The organism is Agrobacterium sp. FDAARGOS_525 (genome assembly GCF_003938925.1).
Taxonomy (GTDB): domain Bacteria; phylum Pseudomonadota; class Alphaproteobacteria; order Rhizobiales; family Rhizobiaceae; genus Agrobacterium; species Agrobacterium pusense.
The window spans coordinates 1,791,306-1,809,553 of record NZ_RKIU01000004.1 but is presented as its reverse complement, the minus strand read 5'-3'; the positions used below and the strand labels follow the sequence as shown (position 1 = coordinate 1,809,553).

The 18,248-nt window shown below is 59.9% G+C and carries 14 protein-coding genes and 2 pseudogenes; 7 read left to right on the top strand and 9 right to left on the bottom strand.

Going from position 1 to position 18,248, the window contains the following annotated elements; translation table 11 throughout:
- Positions 1-9 precede the first annotated feature (9 nt).
- The 3 genes from EGT36_RS24895 (at position 10) to EGT36_RS24885 (ending at position 3,381) form a co-directional block, all read left to right on the top strand.
- Positions 10-1,065, top strand: coding sequence for an aldo/keto reductase (locus EGT36_RS24895; RefSeq protein ID WP_107339469.1), 1,056 nt, complete (start codon positions 10-12; stop codon positions 1,063-1,065).
- A 68-nt stretch (positions 1,066-1,133) separates the two neighbouring features.
- The gene (locus EGT36_RS24890) at positions 1,134-2,372 is read left to right on the top strand and encodes an acyl-CoA dehydrogenase family protein (protein WP_125271253.1); all 1,239 of its coding nucleotides are present in this window, start codon (positions 1,134-1,136) and stop codon (positions 2,370-2,372) included.
- A 37-nt stretch (positions 2,373-2,409) separates the two neighbouring features.
- Entirely contained in the window at positions 2,410-3,381 is a 972-nt protein-coding gene (locus EGT36_RS24885; protein ID WP_125271252.1) for a LysR substrate-binding domain-containing protein, read from the top strand.
- Between the two features lie 16 nt (positions 3,382-3,397).
- Here EGT36_RS24885 and EGT36_RS24880 read toward each other — a convergent pair whose 3' ends face one another.
- The 3 genes and pseudogenes from EGT36_RS24880 to EGT36_RS24870 all read right to left on the bottom strand — a co-directional run bounded on the left by EGT36_RS24880 (position 3,398) and on the right by EGT36_RS24870 (position 6,777).
- Positions 3,398-4,750, bottom strand: coding sequence for an LLM class flavin-dependent oxidoreductase (locus EGT36_RS24880; RefSeq protein ID WP_064263473.1), 1,353 nt, complete (start codon positions 4,748-4,750; stop codon positions 3,398-3,400).
- A 39-nt stretch (positions 4,751-4,789) separates the two neighbouring features.
- Positions 4,790-6,387: pseudogene (locus tag EGT36_RS24875) on the bottom strand (ABC transporter substrate-binding protein).
- 39 nt (positions 6,388-6,426) lie between these two features.
- Positions 6,427-6,777, bottom strand: coding sequence for a DUF3088 domain-containing protein (locus tag EGT36_RS24870; protein ID WP_125271251.1), 351 nt, complete (start codon positions 6,775-6,777; stop codon positions 6,427-6,429).
- A 127-nt stretch (positions 6,778-6,904) separates the two neighbouring features.
- Here EGT36_RS24870 and EGT36_RS30840 point away from each other — a divergent pair, with 127 nt between their 5' ends.
- The gene (locus tag EGT36_RS30840) at positions 6,905-7,045 is read left to right on the top strand and encodes a hypothetical protein (protein ID WP_160200342.1); all 141 of its coding nucleotides are present in this window, start codon (positions 6,905-6,907) and stop codon (positions 7,043-7,045) included.
- Between the two features lie 173 nt (positions 7,046-7,218).
- Here EGT36_RS30840 and EGT36_RS24865 read toward each other — a convergent pair whose 3' ends face one another.
- From EGT36_RS24865 to EGT36_RS24845, 5 genes and pseudogenes are all read right to left on the bottom strand, one after another.
- Positions 7,219-8,808: an ABC transporter substrate-binding protein gene (locus EGT36_RS24865; protein ID WP_035206882.1), complete on the bottom strand. Its 1,590-nt coding sequence runs from the start codon at positions 8,806-8,808 to the stop codon at positions 7,219-7,221.
- Positions 8,809-8,842: 34 nt separating this feature from the next.
- A complete protein-coding gene (locus tag EGT36_RS24860; RefSeq protein ID WP_125271250.1) occupies positions 8,843-10,042 on the bottom strand; it encodes a M20 aminoacylase family protein in 1,200 nt (399 codons plus the stop codon).
- A gap of 89 nt (positions 10,043-10,131) precedes the next feature.
- Positions 10,132-11,316 (bottom strand): LLM class flavin-dependent oxidoreductase, encoded by a 1,185-nt coding sequence (locus tag EGT36_RS24855; RefSeq protein ID WP_125271249.1) that lies wholly within the window; start codon positions 11,314-11,316, stop codon positions 10,132-10,134.
- Positions 11,307-12,200: an NmrA family NAD(P)-binding protein gene (locus tag EGT36_RS24850; protein WP_125271248.1), complete on the bottom strand. Its 894-nt coding sequence runs from the start codon at positions 12,198-12,200 to the stop codon at positions 11,307-11,309. The genes EGT36_RS24855 and EGT36_RS24850 overlap by 10 nt, the downstream gene beginning before the upstream one ends.
- A 7-nt stretch (positions 12,201-12,207) precedes the next feature.
- Positions 12,208-13,276, bottom strand: a pseudogene (locus EGT36_RS24845) (ABC transporter substrate-binding protein).
- A gap of 347 nt (positions 13,277-13,623) precedes the next feature.
- Between EGT36_RS24845 and EGT36_RS24840 the strand changes: the two are divergent.
- Positions 13,624-14,931: an NtaA/DmoA family FMN-dependent monooxygenase gene (locus EGT36_RS24840; protein ID WP_125271247.1), complete on the top strand. Its 1,308-nt coding sequence runs from the start codon at positions 13,624-13,626 to the stop codon at positions 14,929-14,931.
- Between the two features lie 77 nt (positions 14,932-15,008).
- Here the strand turns inward: EGT36_RS24840 and EGT36_RS24835 are convergent, their stop codons facing one another.
- The gene (locus EGT36_RS24835; RefSeq protein WP_125271246.1) at positions 15,009-16,037 is read right to left on the bottom strand and encodes an LLM class flavin-dependent oxidoreductase; all 1,029 of its coding nucleotides are present in this window, start codon (positions 16,035-16,037) and stop codon (positions 15,009-15,011) included.
- A gap of 423 nt (positions 16,038-16,460) precedes the next feature.
- Between EGT36_RS24835 and EGT36_RS24830 the strand changes: the two genes are divergently transcribed.
- Both EGT36_RS24830 and EGT36_RS24825 read left to right on the top strand, forming a co-directional pair.
- A complete protein-coding gene (locus EGT36_RS24830; protein WP_034497021.1) occupies positions 16,461-17,609 on the top strand; it encodes a mandelate racemase family protein in 1,149 nt (382 codons plus the stop codon).
- A 6-nt stretch (positions 17,610-17,615) separates the two neighbouring features.
- Positions 17,616-18,245, top strand: coding sequence for an SGNH/GDSL hydrolase family protein (locus EGT36_RS24825; protein WP_034497024.1), 630 nt, complete (start codon positions 17,616-17,618; stop codon positions 18,243-18,245).
- The last annotated feature ends 3 nt before the right edge of the window (positions 18,246-18,248 follow it).

Here is an 18,248-nt window from a genome sequence, read left to right as displayed (position 1 = left end):
GCAACCATAATGGTCGACTATCGCTATCTCGGACGCAGCGCGCTGAAAGTTTCACCGCTGAGCCTCGGCACGATGATGTTCGGAGGCCCGACGCCGGATGATGTGGCCTTCCGCATCATCGACAAGGCTCGCGAACAGGGCATCAATTTCATCGACACGGCCGATGTCTATCATGACGGAAAGTCGGAAGAGGTCGTCGGTCGCGGTATCAAGTCCAGTCGCGACCATTGGGTGCTGGCGACGAAATTCGTCAACTCCCATACCAAGGGCCCGAACCTTGGCGGCCATTCGCGCAAATGGGTGATCGAAACGGTCGAAAATTCGCTGCGCCGCCTCAACACCGATTATATTGACATCCTCTATTTCCACCGCGCCGTTTTCGATGCGCCGCTGGAAGAGCCGGTGCGCGCCATTGCCGACCTCATCCGCGCCGGCAAGCTGCGTTATTTCGGCGTGTCGAATTTCCGCGGCTGGCGCATCGCCGAAATTTCGCATCTGGCCGACCAGCTCGGCATCGACCGGCCGGTTGCCAGCCAGCCGCTCTACAACATCGTCAACCGTACGGCCGAAGCCGAGCAGTTGCCGGCGGCCAATCATTACGGCCTTGGCGTAGTCTCCTATTCGCCGCTCGCCCGCGGCGTGCTGACCGGCAAATACCAGCCTGGCGAACAGCCCGGCGCCGATACCCGCGTTGGCCGTGGCGACAAGCGCGTTTTGGAAACCGAATGGCGTCCGGAATCGGTCGAGATCGCCCAAAAGGTCGCGGCCCATGCCGCTTCGAAAGGTGTTTCAGCGGCGGATTTTGCGCTCGCCTGGGTGCTGAACAACAAGTTCGTCACCGCCGCCATCACTGGCCCGCGCACCGAAGAGCATTGGGACGGATATATTCGCGCACTCGATGTGAAGATCGATGCGGAAGATGAAGCGCTGGTCGACAGCCTCGTCACGACAGGCCATCCCTCCACACCCGGTTTCAACGATCCGAGCCACCCCGTTGAAGGCCGTGTGCCGCGCAATCTTGAGCCCGCACACCGCCCGGCGCTCAAGCCGCGCGCGGTCGCCTGATCGTCCAGAAGACCATGCCTGCGGCGCGCTGTGCCGCAGGCCCTCACATCCGCTCAGGGAAAACCGCAATGTCCAATCCGAAACTGCAGACAACCACCACCGACAATTCCGGCGTACCGAGCCGTGACGAGATTCTGGCCCGGGCAAAGGACATTGCGGCTATCGCAGCAAAGGATGCCGCCCGCCGCGAACGCCAACGGGAACTTCCTTACGATATCTTCGCCCTCATCAAGGAGGCGAAGATCGGTACATTGCGTATTCCCGAAGCCAAGGGCGGACCGGGCGGCTCGATTGCGGACTATATCGATGTGCTGATGATCCTCGGCGAAGCCGACAGTAATATTCCGCACGCGCTTCGCAGCCATTTCAATTTTACCGAAAACCTCGCTCTCGCACCCATCGAGCTGGAAGACCGGCGCCATCTCGAACATGTGCTCGCCGGCAAGCTTTTCGCCGGTGCCAGCACCGAACAGGGCACCAAGCGCCCCGGCGAAATCACCACACGGCTCAGCGCCGAGGGCGACCGTTACCGGCTGAACGGTCGCAAATGGTATGCAACCGGCACCGCCTTTGCCGATTTTGGCACTTTCAGCGCTATCGGCGATGACGAGCAACCAATCGGCGTGCTCATTCCGCTTGATCGCCAGGGTATCACCATCCTCGATGACTGGGACAGCATGGGCCAGCGCATGACAGCGAGCGGCGGCGTGCTACTGGATAATGTCGAGGTTCTGCCGCATGAATTGACGACCCGTAAGCTCGGCAGCCAGATTGGCCGGCACAGTTCGGCCATGCGGCAGCTGCACCTTGCCGCCTCGGCCGCCGGCGCCGTTCAGGGCGCGCTGAATGACGGTGTCGAGTATGTTTTGCGCCAGGCGCGCACCACGCTTCACAGCAGTGCCGAAACCGCCAATCAGGACCCCTTCGTGCAGAAGATGCTCGGCGAAATCAGCGCCGGCGCCTTCGCGGTGAAAACCCTTATCCGCGAAGCAGCCCGAACGCTCGACCGCACCGCGGCCGCCTTCGCCACCGGCGATGAAGAGGCGATCGAGGCGGCCTTGCTGGAAGGCTCGCTCGCCACTGCCCGCACCCAGATCATTGCCTCGCAGCTGTCGCTGACCGTTGCCACCAACCTTTATGAACTGGGGGGCGGTTCGGCGACATCCAGCGACCGGAATTTCGACCGTCACTGGCGCAATATCCGCACCGTCTACAATCACAATCCGCTTGCCCACAAAGCGCGGGTGATCGGTGATTATTATCTCAACGGCACGACGACACATCTCAGGGAAGGCCGGGTGTTCTGACTGTGCGGAAGATGCAGCCGACAAAGGAGAAGCAGCAATGAGAACGGAGTTTATCGCTCCCGCCGGGGGCCGGACAGCTTTTCGCCTGCCCACGCTTTCCCGGCTGCCGCCGCTGACGGCCCTGCGCGCCTTTGTCGTGGCTGCGCGCCACGCCAGCTTCTCACGCGCGGCGGAGGAGCTGCATGTTTCGACCGCTGCCATCGGACAGCAGGTCCGCATTCTCGAAACCCACCTCGGCCAGCCGCTTTTCAGCCGCCAGCGCGGTGAATTGGTGCTGACCGATGCCGGCAGCGCGCTTTATCCCGGTCTGGCGGATGCTTTCGAGACCATGATCGGCAGCCTTTCCGACCTGATGGTTTCGAATGCACGGCCGCAGCTGAAAGTTCTGGCGGAAGGTTGCTTTGCCGCCCGCTGGCTGGCGCCGCGGCTTGGAAGCATCGTTCCGGCTCTCGGAGACGTCGAACTTTCGATCGAATCCATCGAGGGCGATACCGTCGATCTCACCCATTTTGATGCCGATTGCGCCATCGTCGCCACCGCCGCCCAAATTCCCGGCTTCATTCATGAACCGCTATTTCCCGACACCGTCAGCGCCGTCTGCACCCCGGATTTTGCAACCCGCCATGGCCTTGCAGGCGAACCGGAGCGGTTGCGTGATATCGGCTTTGCGCTGCTGCGTGGTAATGGCCTTGACCCGGCATTCGAGTGGACGAACTGGCTTCGCGCCTGCCGCATTCCGCTCAGGCTTTCCGCAACTGGTCCGCGTTTTTCACGCCAGACCGCGCTGATAGAAGCGATCTCATCCGGGCACGGCATAGGCCTGGTGCGTCATTCGCTGATTTCGGAAGAACTGAAAAGCGGCCGCCTGATCGCTCCTTTTGGCTCGCCGCAGCCGACCGCCAGCCGCTATCACCTCCTGACCAGTCCTGACAGGCGGCGGCTGCCGGAGGTCGCATCTCTACTCGCTCTGTTGCGCGAGGATATGCGCGCTCTTGAGGCCGCCGCCTGAACACGCCCGTCCCACCTCAGGCGCGTTCCTTTTGCGGCTCTTTCGCCACGTAAATATTGTCAGGTCGTGGCAGACCGTAGTGATCACGCAACGTGTCGCCCTCATAATCCTCACGGAAGAGGCCTCGTTGTTTGAGGATCGGCACCACCTCGTCCACGAAGAGATCAAACCCGCCATTCAGCCATGGCGGCATGATATTGAATCCGTCGGCAGCACCCTCGCGAAACCAGGTCTCTATCCAGTCCGCTACCTGTTCCGGTGTGCCTGATATGACCTTGTGACCACGCCCGCCGGCAAGCCGGTGAAGCAATTGCCGGATCGTCGGGTTTTCCCGGTCGATGACGTCGAGAACCAGCTGATGGCGGCTGCTGTTCGCCTGCGCGCGCGTCGCTTCCACGGCCTCCTGCGGCAGCGGCCGGTCGAGATCGGCCGATGACAGGTCTATGCCCGTGATGCGCTGCAATTGCCCAAGCGAAAATGCCGGCTGGATGAGATCGTTGAAGGAGGCCTCAAGGTTTCGTGCCTCCTCTTCGGTTGATGCGATGAAGGGGCTGATGCCGGGTAAGATTTTCACATGGGCGGGATTGCGCCCCGTGGCTGCCACACGCCGCTTGATGTCGGAATAAAAAGACCGCGCACTCTCCAGAGTCTGATGCGCGGTAAAGATTGCCTCAGCATAATGGGCGGCAAAACCGCGGCCTTCCTCCGAGGAGCCTGCCTGGACATAGACTGGCCGTCCCTGCGGTGAACGAGGCACATTCAATGCGCCCCGCACCCGATAAAATTCGCCATCGTGATTGGCGGGATGGATGCGATCTGTTTCGGCAAACAGTCCGCTTTCCTTGTCGGCGACGATGGCATCGTCTTCCCAGCTGTCCCAGAGCTTTGTCACCACATCGACGAACTCGATGGCCTGACGGTAACGATCGGCATGCGGCGGGTGCTTCTGGAGGTTGAAATTGCCGGCCGCTGCATCCGCCGAGGTCGTAACGATGTTCCAGCCCACACGGCCGCCGCTGATATGATCAACAGAGGCAAACAGCCGGGCGAGATTATAAGGCTCATAATAGGTGGTCGACGCCGTGGCGATGAAGCCGATCTTTTCGGTGACGGCGGCGAGCGCCGCCAGCATGGTGATCGGCTCCAGCCGGTGGCGGGCGGCATAGCGGATATTGGCATCCAGCACCGGCGCATCGGCAAAGAAGATCGCATCCAGCTTCGCCGCCTCGGCCTTGCGGGCGATATCCTGATAAAGCCTGATATCGGTGACGCGGTGCGGCTCCGAATCCGGATGCCGCCAGGCCGCTTCGTGATGTCCGCCCGGATAGATGAAGGCGTTGAGAACAAGCTTTTCGGATTTTCTGCTCATGGAAATGACCTCACTGCTCTAAGAACCAACTGCGGCGGCTCACGCCTCCTTCGTCAGCCATGCCCTGGCCAGATTGCCGCCGAGACCTTCGGCCCCCGTCGCATAATCCTTGATGCGCACGCTGCCGACGACCGGCTGGATGGGTGCGACGAGATTGATGACGGGAAGATCTTTCGCGACAACGGCCTGAAATTCCTTGAAGAAGGCAGCGCGTTTCTCGATGTCAGGCTCCACGGCCGCCGCTTCCAGCAGCCGGTCCACCTCCGGATTGGCGTAGTGGCTGGCATTTGAGAATGGCAGGCCGATCTTGAAGTTCTTGCTCCAGTAGACGCGCTGGACGCCGGCCGTCGGATCGAAAGTGTTGGACAGGGATTCCACCGAAAGGTCCCAGGCGCGGTCAGTGTAGACCACCTTCACATAGGTGCCGAAATCGAATTTCTGGATATCGGCCTCAATCCCGATCTTCGACAGCGCCTGCGCGATGAAATCCGAATAGGTCTGCGGATTGAACGGGTTGGTGGTGACGCGGAGCTTGAAGCGCTTGCCGCCCTCCTTGCGCGGGAAACCCGCCTCATCCAGCAATTTTTCCGCCTGCGCGACGTCGAACTTGGCAAAACCGATATCGGGATTGTGAAACTTCGCAAGACCGGGGCTGATCGGCGTCGGCGATGGCACGGCGTAACCGTAAAGCACGGTATCGATCAACGCCGGAACATCGATGGCGTGGGCAATAGCCTGCCGGACCTTCAGTTCCTTCAGATATTCGTTCTCCAGATTGATGACCAGCTGGTTCTGCTGGCCGGCATAGGCATAGATGCGGTCATCCACCTTCAACGTCGGGATTGCTTTCAGCCGCTCCAGATCGGCGAGCGCCACAGGGTTGGGGCCAATATCCCCTTCCCCGGTTTCCAGCGCCGCCGCGCGGGCGCCCGCATCGTTGATGAGGCGAATGATGACGCGCTCCAGATAGGGGCGCGGCGCATCCCAGTAGTCGGCATTTTTCTCCAGCAGGATATGGCTGCCGGGCACCCATTCCTTCAGCACGAAGGGGCCGCTGCCGATGATCTGGGCAGGCTTGGGATTGTCGGTCGGTTTGAAGGTTTCGAAGATGTGCTTCGGCACGATGGGCGATTCCGAAGACGCGAGCGCGGTGATCAGGCCCGGCGCGCCGGCTTGGAGAGCTTCACCTTCGCGACCAGCGGATCGGAAGTATCGACGCGTTCGACATTCGCGAACGTCGCCCGACCGCGCGGATGGGCCTCTTTCAGCCGCAGGATGGAAAATTCCACATCCGCCGATGTTACCGGTTTGCCGTCATGGAATTTGGCCTTCGGCTGGAGGTGGAAAACATATTCCAGTCCGTCCGCCGATACGCTCCATTCCCTGGCGAGGCTCGGCTTCGGCGAAAGCTCATAGTCATAGGTCAGAAGCCCATCATAAATCTTCGAGCCGATGAACTGCGGTCCGCCCGCACTGGTATTGATGGCCACGAGCTGGGTCGGCTCAGGAAAATAAACGATCTTGAGCGTGCCGCCCGAAACCGGCTCTTCGGCCGCGGCGAAAGAACCGCCCGGGAGCGCCACGAATGCGCCGGCAGCAAGTGCGATCTTATGAAACTGGCGTCTGGAAATGGTCATATCTATCTCCGAAAAATCCGATATGCGGGGTGCGGCAACTCAGTGCAGCTGCGGGAACCCGTGGCGCTCGGCGAGGATTTGCAAAATGCGTTTGGTGTCCTGAATGAAATGCGTCTCGCCCTTGACCGTGACGTCGGCAGGCGCGTCGCCGGCGAAGATGAACAGCGGCAGCGACTGATTTTCCTCCCCCACGGCGGCGATAACCGCCTCACGTGGGCGCTGGAACCCGACGCGGTGGACGTCGATCCCAGCGGCAAGGTCAGGAAACGCGGCGAGCAGACCCTCGATCTGGTTACAATGCGGGCAGACGAACCGGACACCGGGGTGCTTGGGGTCTTCAAAACCGGGAGCGATCAAAAAAAGCGTATCCTTGGCCATGGCATCCATCATGTGAGGGTGAGATTTCCAGCTCACAGTGCAGGCGGCCATAGCGCGGGTCCAGAAAGCAATTCTTGCTTGGAAACGAAGAAAAGCTTTGCGCTAAATTATTGATGAAATTGATTTTTTCGAAATTTTCATGGATGGCATCGCTGTTTCACCTGATCTGTCTCATGCGCAAAGTTTTTCCCTGAAACAGGCTTGCCGCGCGAAGGTGCAAACAGGATGGAGGGTGGGTTTCGGCAATAAAAAACCCGGCAGAATTGCCGGGTTCTGGTGAGATGCTGTTGGCGTAAAACCTCTCCTTCGTCATGCTCCGGCCTGTCCCGAGCATCTGCGATCTACAAGGCGTAGGATGCCTTGGCAGATCCTCGGTACAAGACCGAGGATGACGTTGAATGCGGAGAAAAGTTCGTCATAATTCTCACGCGCAGGGTTATTGGATTTCTATCCTCACTCGCTTTTCCAGGCTGTCGCCAGATCGCCATAGGCAATGTCGATGGTCGTCACGAGCGATTTCAGGCTGGTGTTGCGTAGAATGACGGTCGGCAAAGCAACGATCGAGAAATTCGGCAGGTCATCGCCGACGACTTTCTGGATCTCATGGAACTGCCCGGCCCGCTTCGTTTCATCAACCTCGATGGCGGCCGCCCGGAAAAGATTGTCCACCGTAGGATTGTTATAGTGGGCGGCGTTGACATAAGGCGCGGGGTTCTTGATGCCATCGGACCAGTAAAGACGCTGCACGCCCGCCGTCGGATCGAACAACCGGCTGATGCCGTTCACCGTCAGGTCGAAACCGCGCTCGGTATAAACGCGCTTGATGAAGGTGGCGAGATCGCCTTCGACGATATCCACCTTCACGCCGAGTTTGCCGAAGGATGAGCGGAGATATTCGGACGTTTTACGGAAGACGTCGGACGGCAGAAAAGCGAGCCGCAGCGAAAAGCGGGTGCCATCCGCGCCCTTCGGGTAGCCGGCCTTGTCCAGCAACTCATTCGCCTTGGCGAGATCGAAGGGATAGGTGAAAGGCTTTTCGTCGTTATAGGCGGTGAAGACTGCCGGGATGTTGGAACCGGCAGGTTTCGCCGTCCCGAAGAAGATGGCGTCATTGATGAAATCGCGGTCGATGGCGTGGGCCAGCGCGTGACGCACCTCCTTCTTCGCCAGAATTGGGTTCTCCAGATTGAACTCGAACACGGCCGCATTGTTGAGATAAGCGTCGGTATAGACCTCCACAGCCAGTTTCGGATTTTGCCGCAGGCGCTCAAGGTCGCTGTAGGAGACATCGGCGGTGTAATCCGCCTCACCCGTCTCCACGGAAATGGTGGTGGAAGCCGCATCGGCGACGAACCGTGCCACGAAACCATCAAGGTAGGGCAGATCGGCCTGCCAGTAATCCGGGTTCTTCTTCAGCTTCACATAGCTGCCGCGTTTCCATTCCTCGAACACGAAGGGGCCTGTGCCGATTGGCGCATTGCCGTTCGGGCTTTCATTGTAGTTTTCCGAAGCATAGGCATGGGCCGGCAATATGGGCGTTTCTCCGCCCGTCAGCGCGCGCAGTAGATAAGGCGCGGGTTTGGAAAGCACCACCACGGCCGTCAGCGGATCAGGCGTTTCGATATCGGCAACATTGGCGAAGGTGATGCGCCCCCGTGGCCCGACCTTCTTGAAGGCAAGCAACGAAAATTTGACGTCCTGCGACGTGAAATCCTTGCCATCATGCCATTTGACACCCTTGCGCAATTTGAAAGTATAGCGCAGCCCGTCGGCCGATGTTTCCCAGCTTTCGGCCAGAACCGGATGCGGTTTGAACTCGCTGTCGAACCGCACCAGACCCTCGAGGATTTTCGTGGAAATGGCGCGGGTGCGCGTATTGGAATCGGAAAGCGGCACCAGCGTGGTTGGCTCACCAAGACCTGCAAAAGTGACGATCCCGCCCTTTTTCGGCGTTTCCGCCGCCAGCGTCGGCAGGGATGGCAGCAATGTGGCTCCGGCCAGGGCGGCACTCAGAAGCAATGTCTTACGTCTTGTAATATCCATGGATGTTTCCTCTTACAGACTTGTTTTTTAAACTTCAGGCAGGTTTCAGCCGGGTTTCCACCAGCCGCGCGAACAGGGTCGCACCGACGGGGAGGATGTCGTCGTCAACGATGAAACCGGGATTGTGGGCAGGTACCGTGCCGGAATGGCCAAGGGTGAAAAACGCACCCGGTGCGTGTTTCAAAAGATCGGCGAAATCCTCGCTGCCCATGAAGCGGCCGGGCTCGGTGGAAACGTGCTCGTCTCCCAGAACCTCGCGCGCCACGCCGGCAACGATTTCCACTGACACGTCATCATTGGTGAGGACCGAGAATATGTCGCGAATATCCACCTCAGCAGTCAGGCCATAGGCAGCAGCGATGTGATCCGAGATGGTGCGGATGCGGCCCCTTATGGTTTCGCGCACGCTGTCGGAGAAGGCTCGAACTGTTCCGGCAATCGCGGCCGTTTCGGGAATGACGTTATAGGCTGATCCAGCTTCAATGCGCGTGATCGACAGCACGGCGGGATCGGTGGGCGATACGTTGCGGCTGACGATGGTCTGCAGCGCCTGGATCAGCTCACCCGTTGCCGGCACCGGGTCGCGGGAGACATCGGGATGCGCGGCATGAGCACCCCGGCCCTTGAGCCGGATGTCAAAGAAATCCGCACCAGCCAGAATGGTGCCCGGCGAAACCTTGAGGTGATTGGGCGCGGCATGGGTGGAATTGTGGAGCCCGTAAATTTCGTCGACCGGAAAATCCTTGAACAGCCCATCGGCAATCATGGCGCGCGCGCCGCCCAGCCCCTCTTCGGCAGGCTGGAAAATGAACACCACCGTGCCGGCGAAATCGCGGGTTTCCGCCAGATAACGGGCGGTGCCGAGCAGGATGGTGGTGTGCACATCATGCCCGCAGCCATGGAACTTTCCGGGGTAGACGGATGCATAGGGCAGACCGGTTTCCTCGGGCATCGGCAGGGCATCCATATCGGCCCGGAGCCCGATGGAGCGATTGCCCGCATGACGGCCGCGCAGCACGCCAACCACGCCGGTCTTGCCATAACCGCGATGAACCTCGATGCCCCAGGAAGCAAGCTTTTCAGCGACGATGCCTGACGTGCGCACCTCCTCGAAGCCGATTTCTGGATGCTGGTGCAGGTCGTGGCGGATGGAGATGAGCTCGGGAACAAACGTCCCGATCCGGTCGATGATTTTAGGGGCGGGTGTTTTAACGGGATCGACGGCGATATTCACGGTATCTCCTCAGGACAAAAATATCGTTTTCGCAATCGGACGATTGCGAAGGATTGGCTTCGGATAGGAAAATCAGGGCTGGAAAGGCGTCAGAGCCTCAGGCCCGCCTCCTTCATCAAGGGCAGAATACGCTCGGCGAAATAATCGAGGTCTTCGCGGAAATCGTAGAAATTCAGCTGAACGCCATCGATCCCCGCCTTCTTCAGGCCGACAAGCTGCTCGACCACCTGTTCCGGCGAGCCGATGATTTCGATATTGCCACCTAGATTGCGGCCCTGCTTGTGGCGTGCATCACCGCGTCCGCGCCAGGCATGGGCGTCGCTGTCGTAATTGTTGGTGGCGAAAGCACGCGTGCCGGGCTGCGGCTTTCCGGCCTCGATGGCATCGGCATAGGCGATCGCCTCCTTCTCCGTATCGCGACTGACAATGATCGGATTGATGATCGTCTTCACCTGCCGGCCATAGGCTTTGGCGCGGTTCTTGATGGTGGCGACATGATCGGGAAGCGTTTCGAGCGCACTGTCTATATGCGCACCGCCGGGTGAAGTGACGAAAACCAGATCGGAATGACGGGCGGCGAAATCGATACCGGCGGGAGAACCGGTCGCTGTCACCAGCGGCGGACGGCCGAAAGCGGGCTTCGGCGTGATCCAGCCATTGTTGATTGCCCACGGGTTGAGCTTGCCTTCATAAGTGAAGTTTTCGGTTTCTCCCCAAAGGCGGTGGAGCACATCGAACAATTCCCCCGCCATGTCATAACGCTTGTCATGATCGATCCGCTGCCAGCCGAACATTTCATGTTCGATGGCACGGTGGCCGGTGACGATGTTGATGCCCCAGCGCCCTTGGGCGATATGATCCAGCGTCGCGCCATATTTGGCGAGATGCAGCGGATGCAGGGGCCCGTAAAGAACGTGGATGGTGGAGATCAGCAAAATGCTCATCGTCACCGCCGCCATCGCGCCAAGCGCAATGAAACTGTCAAGCGAGGATTCACCGTCATAACCACCCTTCGGCAGCCATTGCGTGCGACTGAAGGCGATTTCGAAACCGAGCTCTTCGGCACGCTTCACCAGTTCGACATTGTAATCGAAGGTCCAGCTGTTGCTGGTCGGCAAGCTGGAGAAATTGATATCCTGCAGATTGAGGAACAGACCGAGCATCAGGGGCTGCTTGATGGCGCGACTGAGCGGGCTGTCGTCGAAATCAGCCGGGCCTTTCAGCTCAAGACCTTTGAGCTCAGAATCTTCGGGTAATGGAACAGTCAGCGCCATGTCTTTTCTCCCTCGGAATGATCGCCCTGTGGGGCAGTCGCCAGCCGCGCGCGCAGATAATCTTCGACACTGCGGGGCTGGCGGCCGGTGATATGGTAGATGGCGTCGGTGATGGATGCGGCGAAACCTTCGCGGATGAGTTCTCCGAATTCACCGATCGCCGTCTGTTCGAAAGCGCCGATATGCGGCGGAAAGACGGGGGCAGCATGGTGCGAAACGCCAACGGGCCGATGCAGGATACGGGCCGCAATGCGGGCAATTTCCAGCGCCGTCAGCGCTTCGCGTCCGGTCAGCACCAATGGGCCGACGAGCGGTGCGCTTGAAGCCAGAGCCTGTACAGCGACATCGGCAATATCGTCGGCATCGATGAAGGAGACCGCCGCATCGCCGAAACGGGCCGGCACGTCCTCGCCTTTGCGAAGCGCGGCGACAACAGGCTCCAGCGCAACCTGCATCCAGGCGTTCGGCCGCAACACCGTATGCGCGATGCCGCTTGCCGCCAGATATTGTTCCACCCCGCCATGCGCCGCTCCCGAAATCGAGCGTGCAGCATTTCCAATAGTCCAGTCGGAACCGGATATTTTCACGATCCGCGATATACCGGCGGAGAGAGCGGCATCGATGACCGTCTTCTGGTCTGCCGCCAGCGTCTCCCCGATGGGGGAAAGCAGAAACACCCTGTCGGTCCCCCGCGCCGCCGCCTTCAGGCTGGCCCGATCGGAAAAATTACCCTCCGCAATCTCGACCCTGTCGCCCCACAGCTTCAGCGCGTCTTCGCGCCGGCGGGTCAATACCCGAACCTCCGCCTGACGTTGCAAAAGACGGCTGACGACCCTTTGCCCGAGCTTGCCCGTTGCACCCGTTACAAGAATGATGGCTGCCATGATGTTATCATCTCCCAACAATATGGTGCGCGGTATCCTGCGGTGCAGAAAGGGCGCGTGGATCGGCCCAGTCCTGCACATCGAAATCTTCGGGAATGAATTTCCATTGCAGCAGGAAATCCTTGAAGTGACTGAGCGCATCCAGCTCAGCCGGATCGAGATAGAGTCTCAGATTGCGATATACGTCCGGGCCATTCGCAGCGAGAACCGCCTCCTCGCTGACGCCGATCTCGCGAGCGATGAAACGCACGGCCTCCCCCCGGATTGTCATTTGCCCAATCCGCAACGCGCTGAACCGTGGCCACCAGTTCCGCTACCAGATCCGGACGCTCATCGGCAAAAGTGGCGTCCACGGTCAGGGGACGCGGCGTACCGTTATTGATGCGGATCTTCGGATCAGGGTGAAAACCCGTCGATACCACGACCTGCGCGGCGATGAGATTGGCGACAGTGACGCCTTCCGCGCCCTTGACGAAAAATGCATCGATTTGGCCCCGGTGTAATGCTGCGATTTCCTCGCCATAGGGAAGCCGCCGGCGCAGACCGTGGAACCGTTCCTCCGTCGGGCCGAGCAGCACGGGTTCTTTGGCGGCAAGCTCGACAAGCTCGACATCTGCGATGGAAAGCCCCGAGACCGTCAATGCCGACACGATGCCCTTGAGCGAGGTGGCGCGCTGGAAATCGATGATCTCGTCCGGGCGCTTCGGCAGACCGATGCGCCGCCCCTTCAGGTCGCTTCCCTTGCTTATGCCACTTGCGGGCAAGGCAATGACGGCCTGGAACTCGTCGGTCCTTGTCAGCCCCACCAGCCGTGTTTTCCGGCCACCGGATTTCGCCCAGATCGGTGGGATGTTGCCGCCCTGACGGAACGACCAGTCCAGCCGATGATCAAAATGACTCTGGCGAATGGCTGGATCGGCCGCATCGCGAATGGACGAAACGGAGATGCCGTGGTTGGCAAAACTCTGCTCAATCCAGCCCAGTTGCGTTGCGATGGAAAGCGGCGTGGGCGCCGGGCAGCGTGTATACCACACCGTTACGGGTTGGGTTCCCTGGCGAAGAGCGGCGTTGGCCATGGCGTTCGTCCTCGAAATTGCGATCTGGACGGCACGCTACACGCCATAAAACATTTTCTATAGATAAAGTGTACTATTTCAAACGCGATTGAGGAAATTCGTTTCCATCTTACCAGCTCATGCGCCGCATGGCGGAATATCCTTTCGATAAAAGCAGGATTTCGCTGGGATTTTTGTCGGGCATCGATCAGATCGACCACGCGCGGGTGAAACTGGAGACGAAAGTTTTTCTTCTCCACACAGCAAGGATTTTTAACTCGCGACCGGCCCCCCGGCTGTTACGCTTCCCGCAATTGCGCGGCCATACAGGCCGATAATCCAACAGACCCGAAAGAAAAAGTGGCAGCATGAGCAAGACCAAACGCCGGCTCAATCTCAACGTCGGCATCAACACGACAGGATATCTCGCCAATGCCTGGAAATATCGGAGCGGAGACCGGCACGATATAAACGATATCGGATATTACCGACGACTGACGGAACTGGCGCATAAGGGCCGGTTCGACGCCGTTTTCCTTTCCGACCACCCGGCACTGCTGACCGACCCGGCAAGCCGGCCGTTCCACACCATTGATCCGCTCATCCTCTCGACATCGCTTGCCGCACAGGTGCCGGATATCGGCTTTGTGGCAACCGTGTCCTCCACCTACAATTCGCCCTATAATTTCGCCAGACGAACTCAATCCATCGATCTCGTCACCGGCGGCCGGCTGATCGTCAATATCGTTTCTTCCTTTAATCCCAATGTTGCCGCCAATTTTGGCAACGACCCGCTGCCGCCGCGCAGCGAACGTTATGCCAAGGCTACCGAATTCCTGGATGTCGCAAAAAAGCTCTGGTCTAGCTGGGACCCCCGCCGCGAGAGCGACGTGCCGGAGAACCGCTTCTGGGATGCGGCGACAGCCGAAACCATCGATCATGAGGGGCAATATTTCCATGTCAAAGGCCCCCTCAACGTTCCGCGCGGGCCGCAGGGGCATCCCGTTATCGCGCAGGCCGGCGCCTCCGAAGGCGGCATTGATCTCGCGGCACGCCATGGCGAGATCATCTATTGCAATATTCTGTCACGTCCCGCAGGGCAGGCCTTTGGCAAGAAGGTCCGCGACCGCGCCGTCTCCCTCGGGCGCGATCCCTCTGGCATCCGCATCGTACCCGGCCTCGTCGTCATTCTCGGCGAAACCCGGCAGGAAGCCTTGCGTAAACACGAACTCTACAGCGGCGCCGGTTCGGAAGACGGTCTCCTGGCACGTTTCGCCAGAGAAAACGGCATAGAGCCTCGCGATTTCGACCCCGACGCAAAACTCGATGCCGAGCGTTTCATCCCCGATCAGAACCGGCAATGGGCGGTAGGCATGGGCCTTGGCCTTTCCGATCTTCTGACCCATGAAAAACTGACTGCCCGCGAGGCCGTACGCCGCTCGGAAGGACACCACCGGCTGCTGCTCGGCACGGCGGAAGAGGTAGCGGACGGCATTATCGAGCTCTGGCAGGATGGCACAGTGGACGGCTACACATTACAGCCGCCACGGGCGCCCGATGATATCGCTGAATTCGTCGAACAAGTTGTTCCGGTACTGCAGGATCGTGGGGTTTACCCGCGCGAATATGAAGCCGCGACGATCCGCGACCGCTATGGCCTGCCATACCCCGATTGAAGGACGGATGCGGCAATGTCGCTCAGTCGACCTCCCGCCGGCTTCCATTGAAAGTCGAATGGCGGGAGGTGGCGATGTTATTGCCCCGTCGCCACTTTCAAAACCGGCCTTTCGCCGGAAAGCTGCGGCAGGACAGAGGCGAAATCCGTCACGATCTGGCGATAATCGTCCGGCTGGAATTCATAGGGAAGTTCGAGGCGGAATTCCGAGACAAACGGCAGAACGGGGTCGCTCGACAATCTTTCCAGAATCTCATGCGTCGTCCCGACGATATCCGGCAGGAAAAGCGTGCGGCGCGCCCCATGCGGCGAGGTCGTGCGCTTGTCCCGCTCGGCAACGAATTCCTGGTAACGGCGGCGCGTGGCGGGGCTTGCGCTATCGGTTGGCAGGATCACGCGGCCAAGAGCGACACGCGGTTCGCGCTCATGCGCCCATTCCTGCCGGAAGCGAGCAACGAGAGCCGCCTGAGCGGTCAGAAAATCATCGGTATTCTCGCCGCTGACAATATTGCCCGTCAGAAGATTGAACCCTGCCCGGCCAGCCCAGCGCGCAGAGTTCTGCGATCCACCGCCATACCATAACCGGTCCGTCAGCCCCTTGGCGACTGGCCGAAGCCGCGGCACCTGCGCACCGGCCGCATTGCCCGCCTCCGTCTCGTTCGACAGCGGCTCCGATCGCAGCGCCCTCGCCAGCTTCTCAGCGCGCGCGTGGCTGTAGTCCGCTTCGACAACCGTATCAACATAGTCGGAAATAAGATGGGCGAAGGGCGGTGCGCCCACCGAAACCCCCACATTCAGCCGTCCGCGCGACAGGACATCCACGGTGGCCAGATCCTCCGCCAGCCTGAATGGGTTCTCGTAACCGAGTTGAATAACGGCGGTGCCTAACCCGATCCGTCTGGTTCGTTGCGAAGCCGCAGCGAGGAAAGTCGCCGCAGAGGAAACACCCCGCTCCAGATGGCGCTGGCGGACCCAGGCGCTATGATAACCCAGCGCCTCTCCTGCTTCGAAAAGCTGCAGGGTTTCTTCCAGCCCCTGTCCCGGATCATCGTCATGATAGTTGCCCGGGACAAGAAAGGCGAAATGGGAGATATGGGAAAGGGGCATGGGCGTGCATCCGGAAACGAGTTGAAACTCAGCGACGCAAACGCAGCCATCCTGGTTTGGAACGACCGCCCGATGCGACGCATGCTCACACAGCATGCATGATGACGGCGGCAACTGGCGCGGCATGTTCGTTTATAGTCCCGGCCATTGTTGAAAGATCATTGCGCGATTCAATAATACACTAAAATTGTGGACTATCCCTCCACACAGGCCGCCCTCCCGCTTCCTCGGTTTTTTTCCGGAATGAGGCAAATCCGCCAGAGGCTGTTCCTCACCGCCGACCTGTGCAGCGTCGAGCACAAATGACCTTGATTTCCCCCTCCAACATGTAATACAGATTATCATACATGTTGACAAATATTGCATACATGTATGACATTGCGACGACCAACAACGCCGAGACACCTGCATGAGGGAGGAATTATGATCATTACCGACGTCGAGGTCCGTGTTTTCCGCACGACGACCCGTCGGCACTCGGACAGTGCCGGCCACGCGCATCCGGGTCCGGCGCATCAGGTGGAACAGGCCATGCTGACGATCCGGACAGAGGACGGCCACGAGGGCCATTCTTTCACCGCGCCAGAGATCGTTCGCCCGCATGTCATCGAAAAATTCGTCAAGAAAGTCCTGATCGGTGAGGACCATCGAGACCGCGAACGGCTGTGGCAGGACCTTGCCCACTGGCAGCGCGGTTCGGCCGCCCAACTGACTGACCGCACGCTGGCGGTGGTTGACTGCGCGCTATGGGACCTTGCCGGCCGCTCCCTCAATCAACCTGTATACAAGTTGGTCGGCGGTTATCGCGACAAGGTGCTCGCCTATGGCTCCATCATGTGCGGTGACGAACTGGAAGGCGGGCTGGCGACACCGGACGACTACGGCCGCTTTGCCGAGACACTGGTGAAGCGCGGCTACAAGGGCATCAAGCTGCACACGTGGATGCCGCCCGTCAGCTGGGCGCCGGATGTGAAGATGGACCTCAAGGCCTGCGCGGCCGTGCGCGAGGCGGTCGGCCCCGATATCCGCCTGATGATTGACGCCTTCCACTGGTACTCCCGCACCGATGCGCTGGCGCTGGGCCGTGGCCTCGAAAAACTCGGTTTCGACTGGATCGAGGAGCCGATGGATGAACAGTCGCTGTCCTCCTACAAGTGGCTTTCCGACAATCTCGATATTCCGGTCGTCGGCCCGGAAAGTGCGGCCGGCAAACACTGGCACCGTGCCGAATGGATCAAGGCCGGCGCCTGCGACATTCTGCGCACCGGCGTCAACGATGTCGGGGGCATCACACCGGCGCTGAAGACGATGCATCTGGCCGAAGCCTTCGGTATGGAGTGCGAAGTGCATGGAAATACCGCCATGAACCTGCATGTGGTTGCCGCCACCAAGAATTGCCGCTGGTATGAGCGTGGCCTGCTACATCCCTTCCTCGAATATGATGACGGCCACGACTATCTGAAGTCTCTGTCCGATCCGATGGACCGGGATGGCTTTGTCCACGTTCCCGACCGGCCGGGCCTTGGCGAGGACATCGATTTTACCTTCATCGACAACAACCGGGTGAGGTAACGGGCGATGAAAACGGTGCTCGCCTTTGGAGACAGCCTCACCTGGGGTGCGGACCCGGCAACGGGCCTCAGGCACCCCGCCGCATATCGCTGGCCGGAGGTTCTGGAAACCGAGCTTGCCGGCATGGCGAAAGTTTACCCCGAAGGTCTTGGCGGACGAACCACCTGCTACGACGACCACGCCGGTCCGGCCTGCCGCAACGGCGTGCGGGCGCTGGAAATAGCGCTCTCGTGCCATATGCCGATTGACCTCGTCATAATCATGCTCGGCACCAATGACATCAAACCGGTGCATGGCGGACGCGCGGAAGCCGCCGTTTCCGGCATGCGCCGGTTAGCGCAGATCGTCGAGACCTTCATCTACAAGCCGCGAGAAGCGGTACCGAAACTGCTGATCGTTGCCCCACCGCCCTGCGTTGCAGGCCCGGGTGGAGAACCGGCGGGAGGGCGGGATGTCGGGCAATCGCTCAGGCTTGCGCCGCTTTACCAAAAACTCGCTACCGAACTCGGACATCACTTCTTCGACGCCGGTTCGGTCGCCAGTGCTTCGCCGGTGGACGGCGTGCATCTGGACGCGCCGGCGACAGCGGCGATCGGCCGGGCCCTGGCCACGCCAGTCAAAGATATTCTTGGTTGATCA

Bases quoted from the DNA above. Each gene is read 5' to 3' on its own strand.
- EGT36_RS24830 (WP_034497021.1), top strand. From the start codon at position 16,461: ATGATCATTACCGACGTCGAGGTCCGTGTTTTCCGCACGACGACCCGT.
- EGT36_RS24835 (WP_125271246.1), bottom strand. From the start codon at position 16,037: ATGCCCCTTTCCCATATCTCCCATTTCGCCTTTCTTGTCCCGGGCAAC.
- EGT36_RS24840 (WP_125271247.1), top strand. From the start codon at position 13,624: ATGAGCAAGACCAAACGCCGGCTCAATCTCAACGTCGGCATCAACACG.
- EGT36_RS24865 (WP_035206882.1), bottom strand. From the start codon at position 8,808: ATGGATATTACAAGACGTAAGACATTGCTTCTGAGTGCCGCCCTGGCC.
- EGT36_RS24850 (WP_125271248.1), bottom strand. From the start codon at position 12,200: ATGGCAGCCATCATTCTTGTAACGGGTGCAACGGGCAAGCTCGGGCAA.
- EGT36_RS24870 (WP_125271251.1), bottom strand. From the start codon at position 6,777: ATGATGGATGCCATGGCCAAGGATACGCTTTTTTTGATCGCTCCCGGT.
- EGT36_RS24825 (WP_034497024.1), top strand. From the start codon at position 17,616: ATGAAAACGGTGCTCGCCTTTGGAGACAGCCTCACCTGGGGTGCGGAC.
- EGT36_RS24890 (WP_125271253.1), top strand. From the start codon at position 1,134: ATGTCCAATCCGAAACTGCAGACAACCACCACCGACAATTCCGGCGTA.
- EGT36_RS30840 (WP_160200342.1), top strand. From the start codon at position 6,905: ATGGATGGCATCGCTGTTTCACCTGATCTGTCTCATGCGCAAAGTTTT.
- EGT36_RS24895 (WP_107339469.1), top strand. From the start codon at position 10: ATGGTCGACTATCGCTATCTCGGACGCAGCGCGCTGAAAGTTTCACCG.
- EGT36_RS24880 (WP_064263473.1), bottom strand. From the start codon at position 4,750: ATGAGCAGAAAATCCGAAAAGCTTGTTCTCAACGCCTTCATCTATCCG.
- EGT36_RS24885 (WP_125271252.1), top strand. From the start codon at position 2,410: ATGAGAACGGAGTTTATCGCTCCCGCCGGGGGCCGGACAGCTTTTCGC.
- EGT36_RS24855 (WP_125271249.1), bottom strand. From the start codon at position 11,316: ATGGCGCTGACTGTTCCATTACCCGAAGATTCTGAGCTCAAAGGTCTT.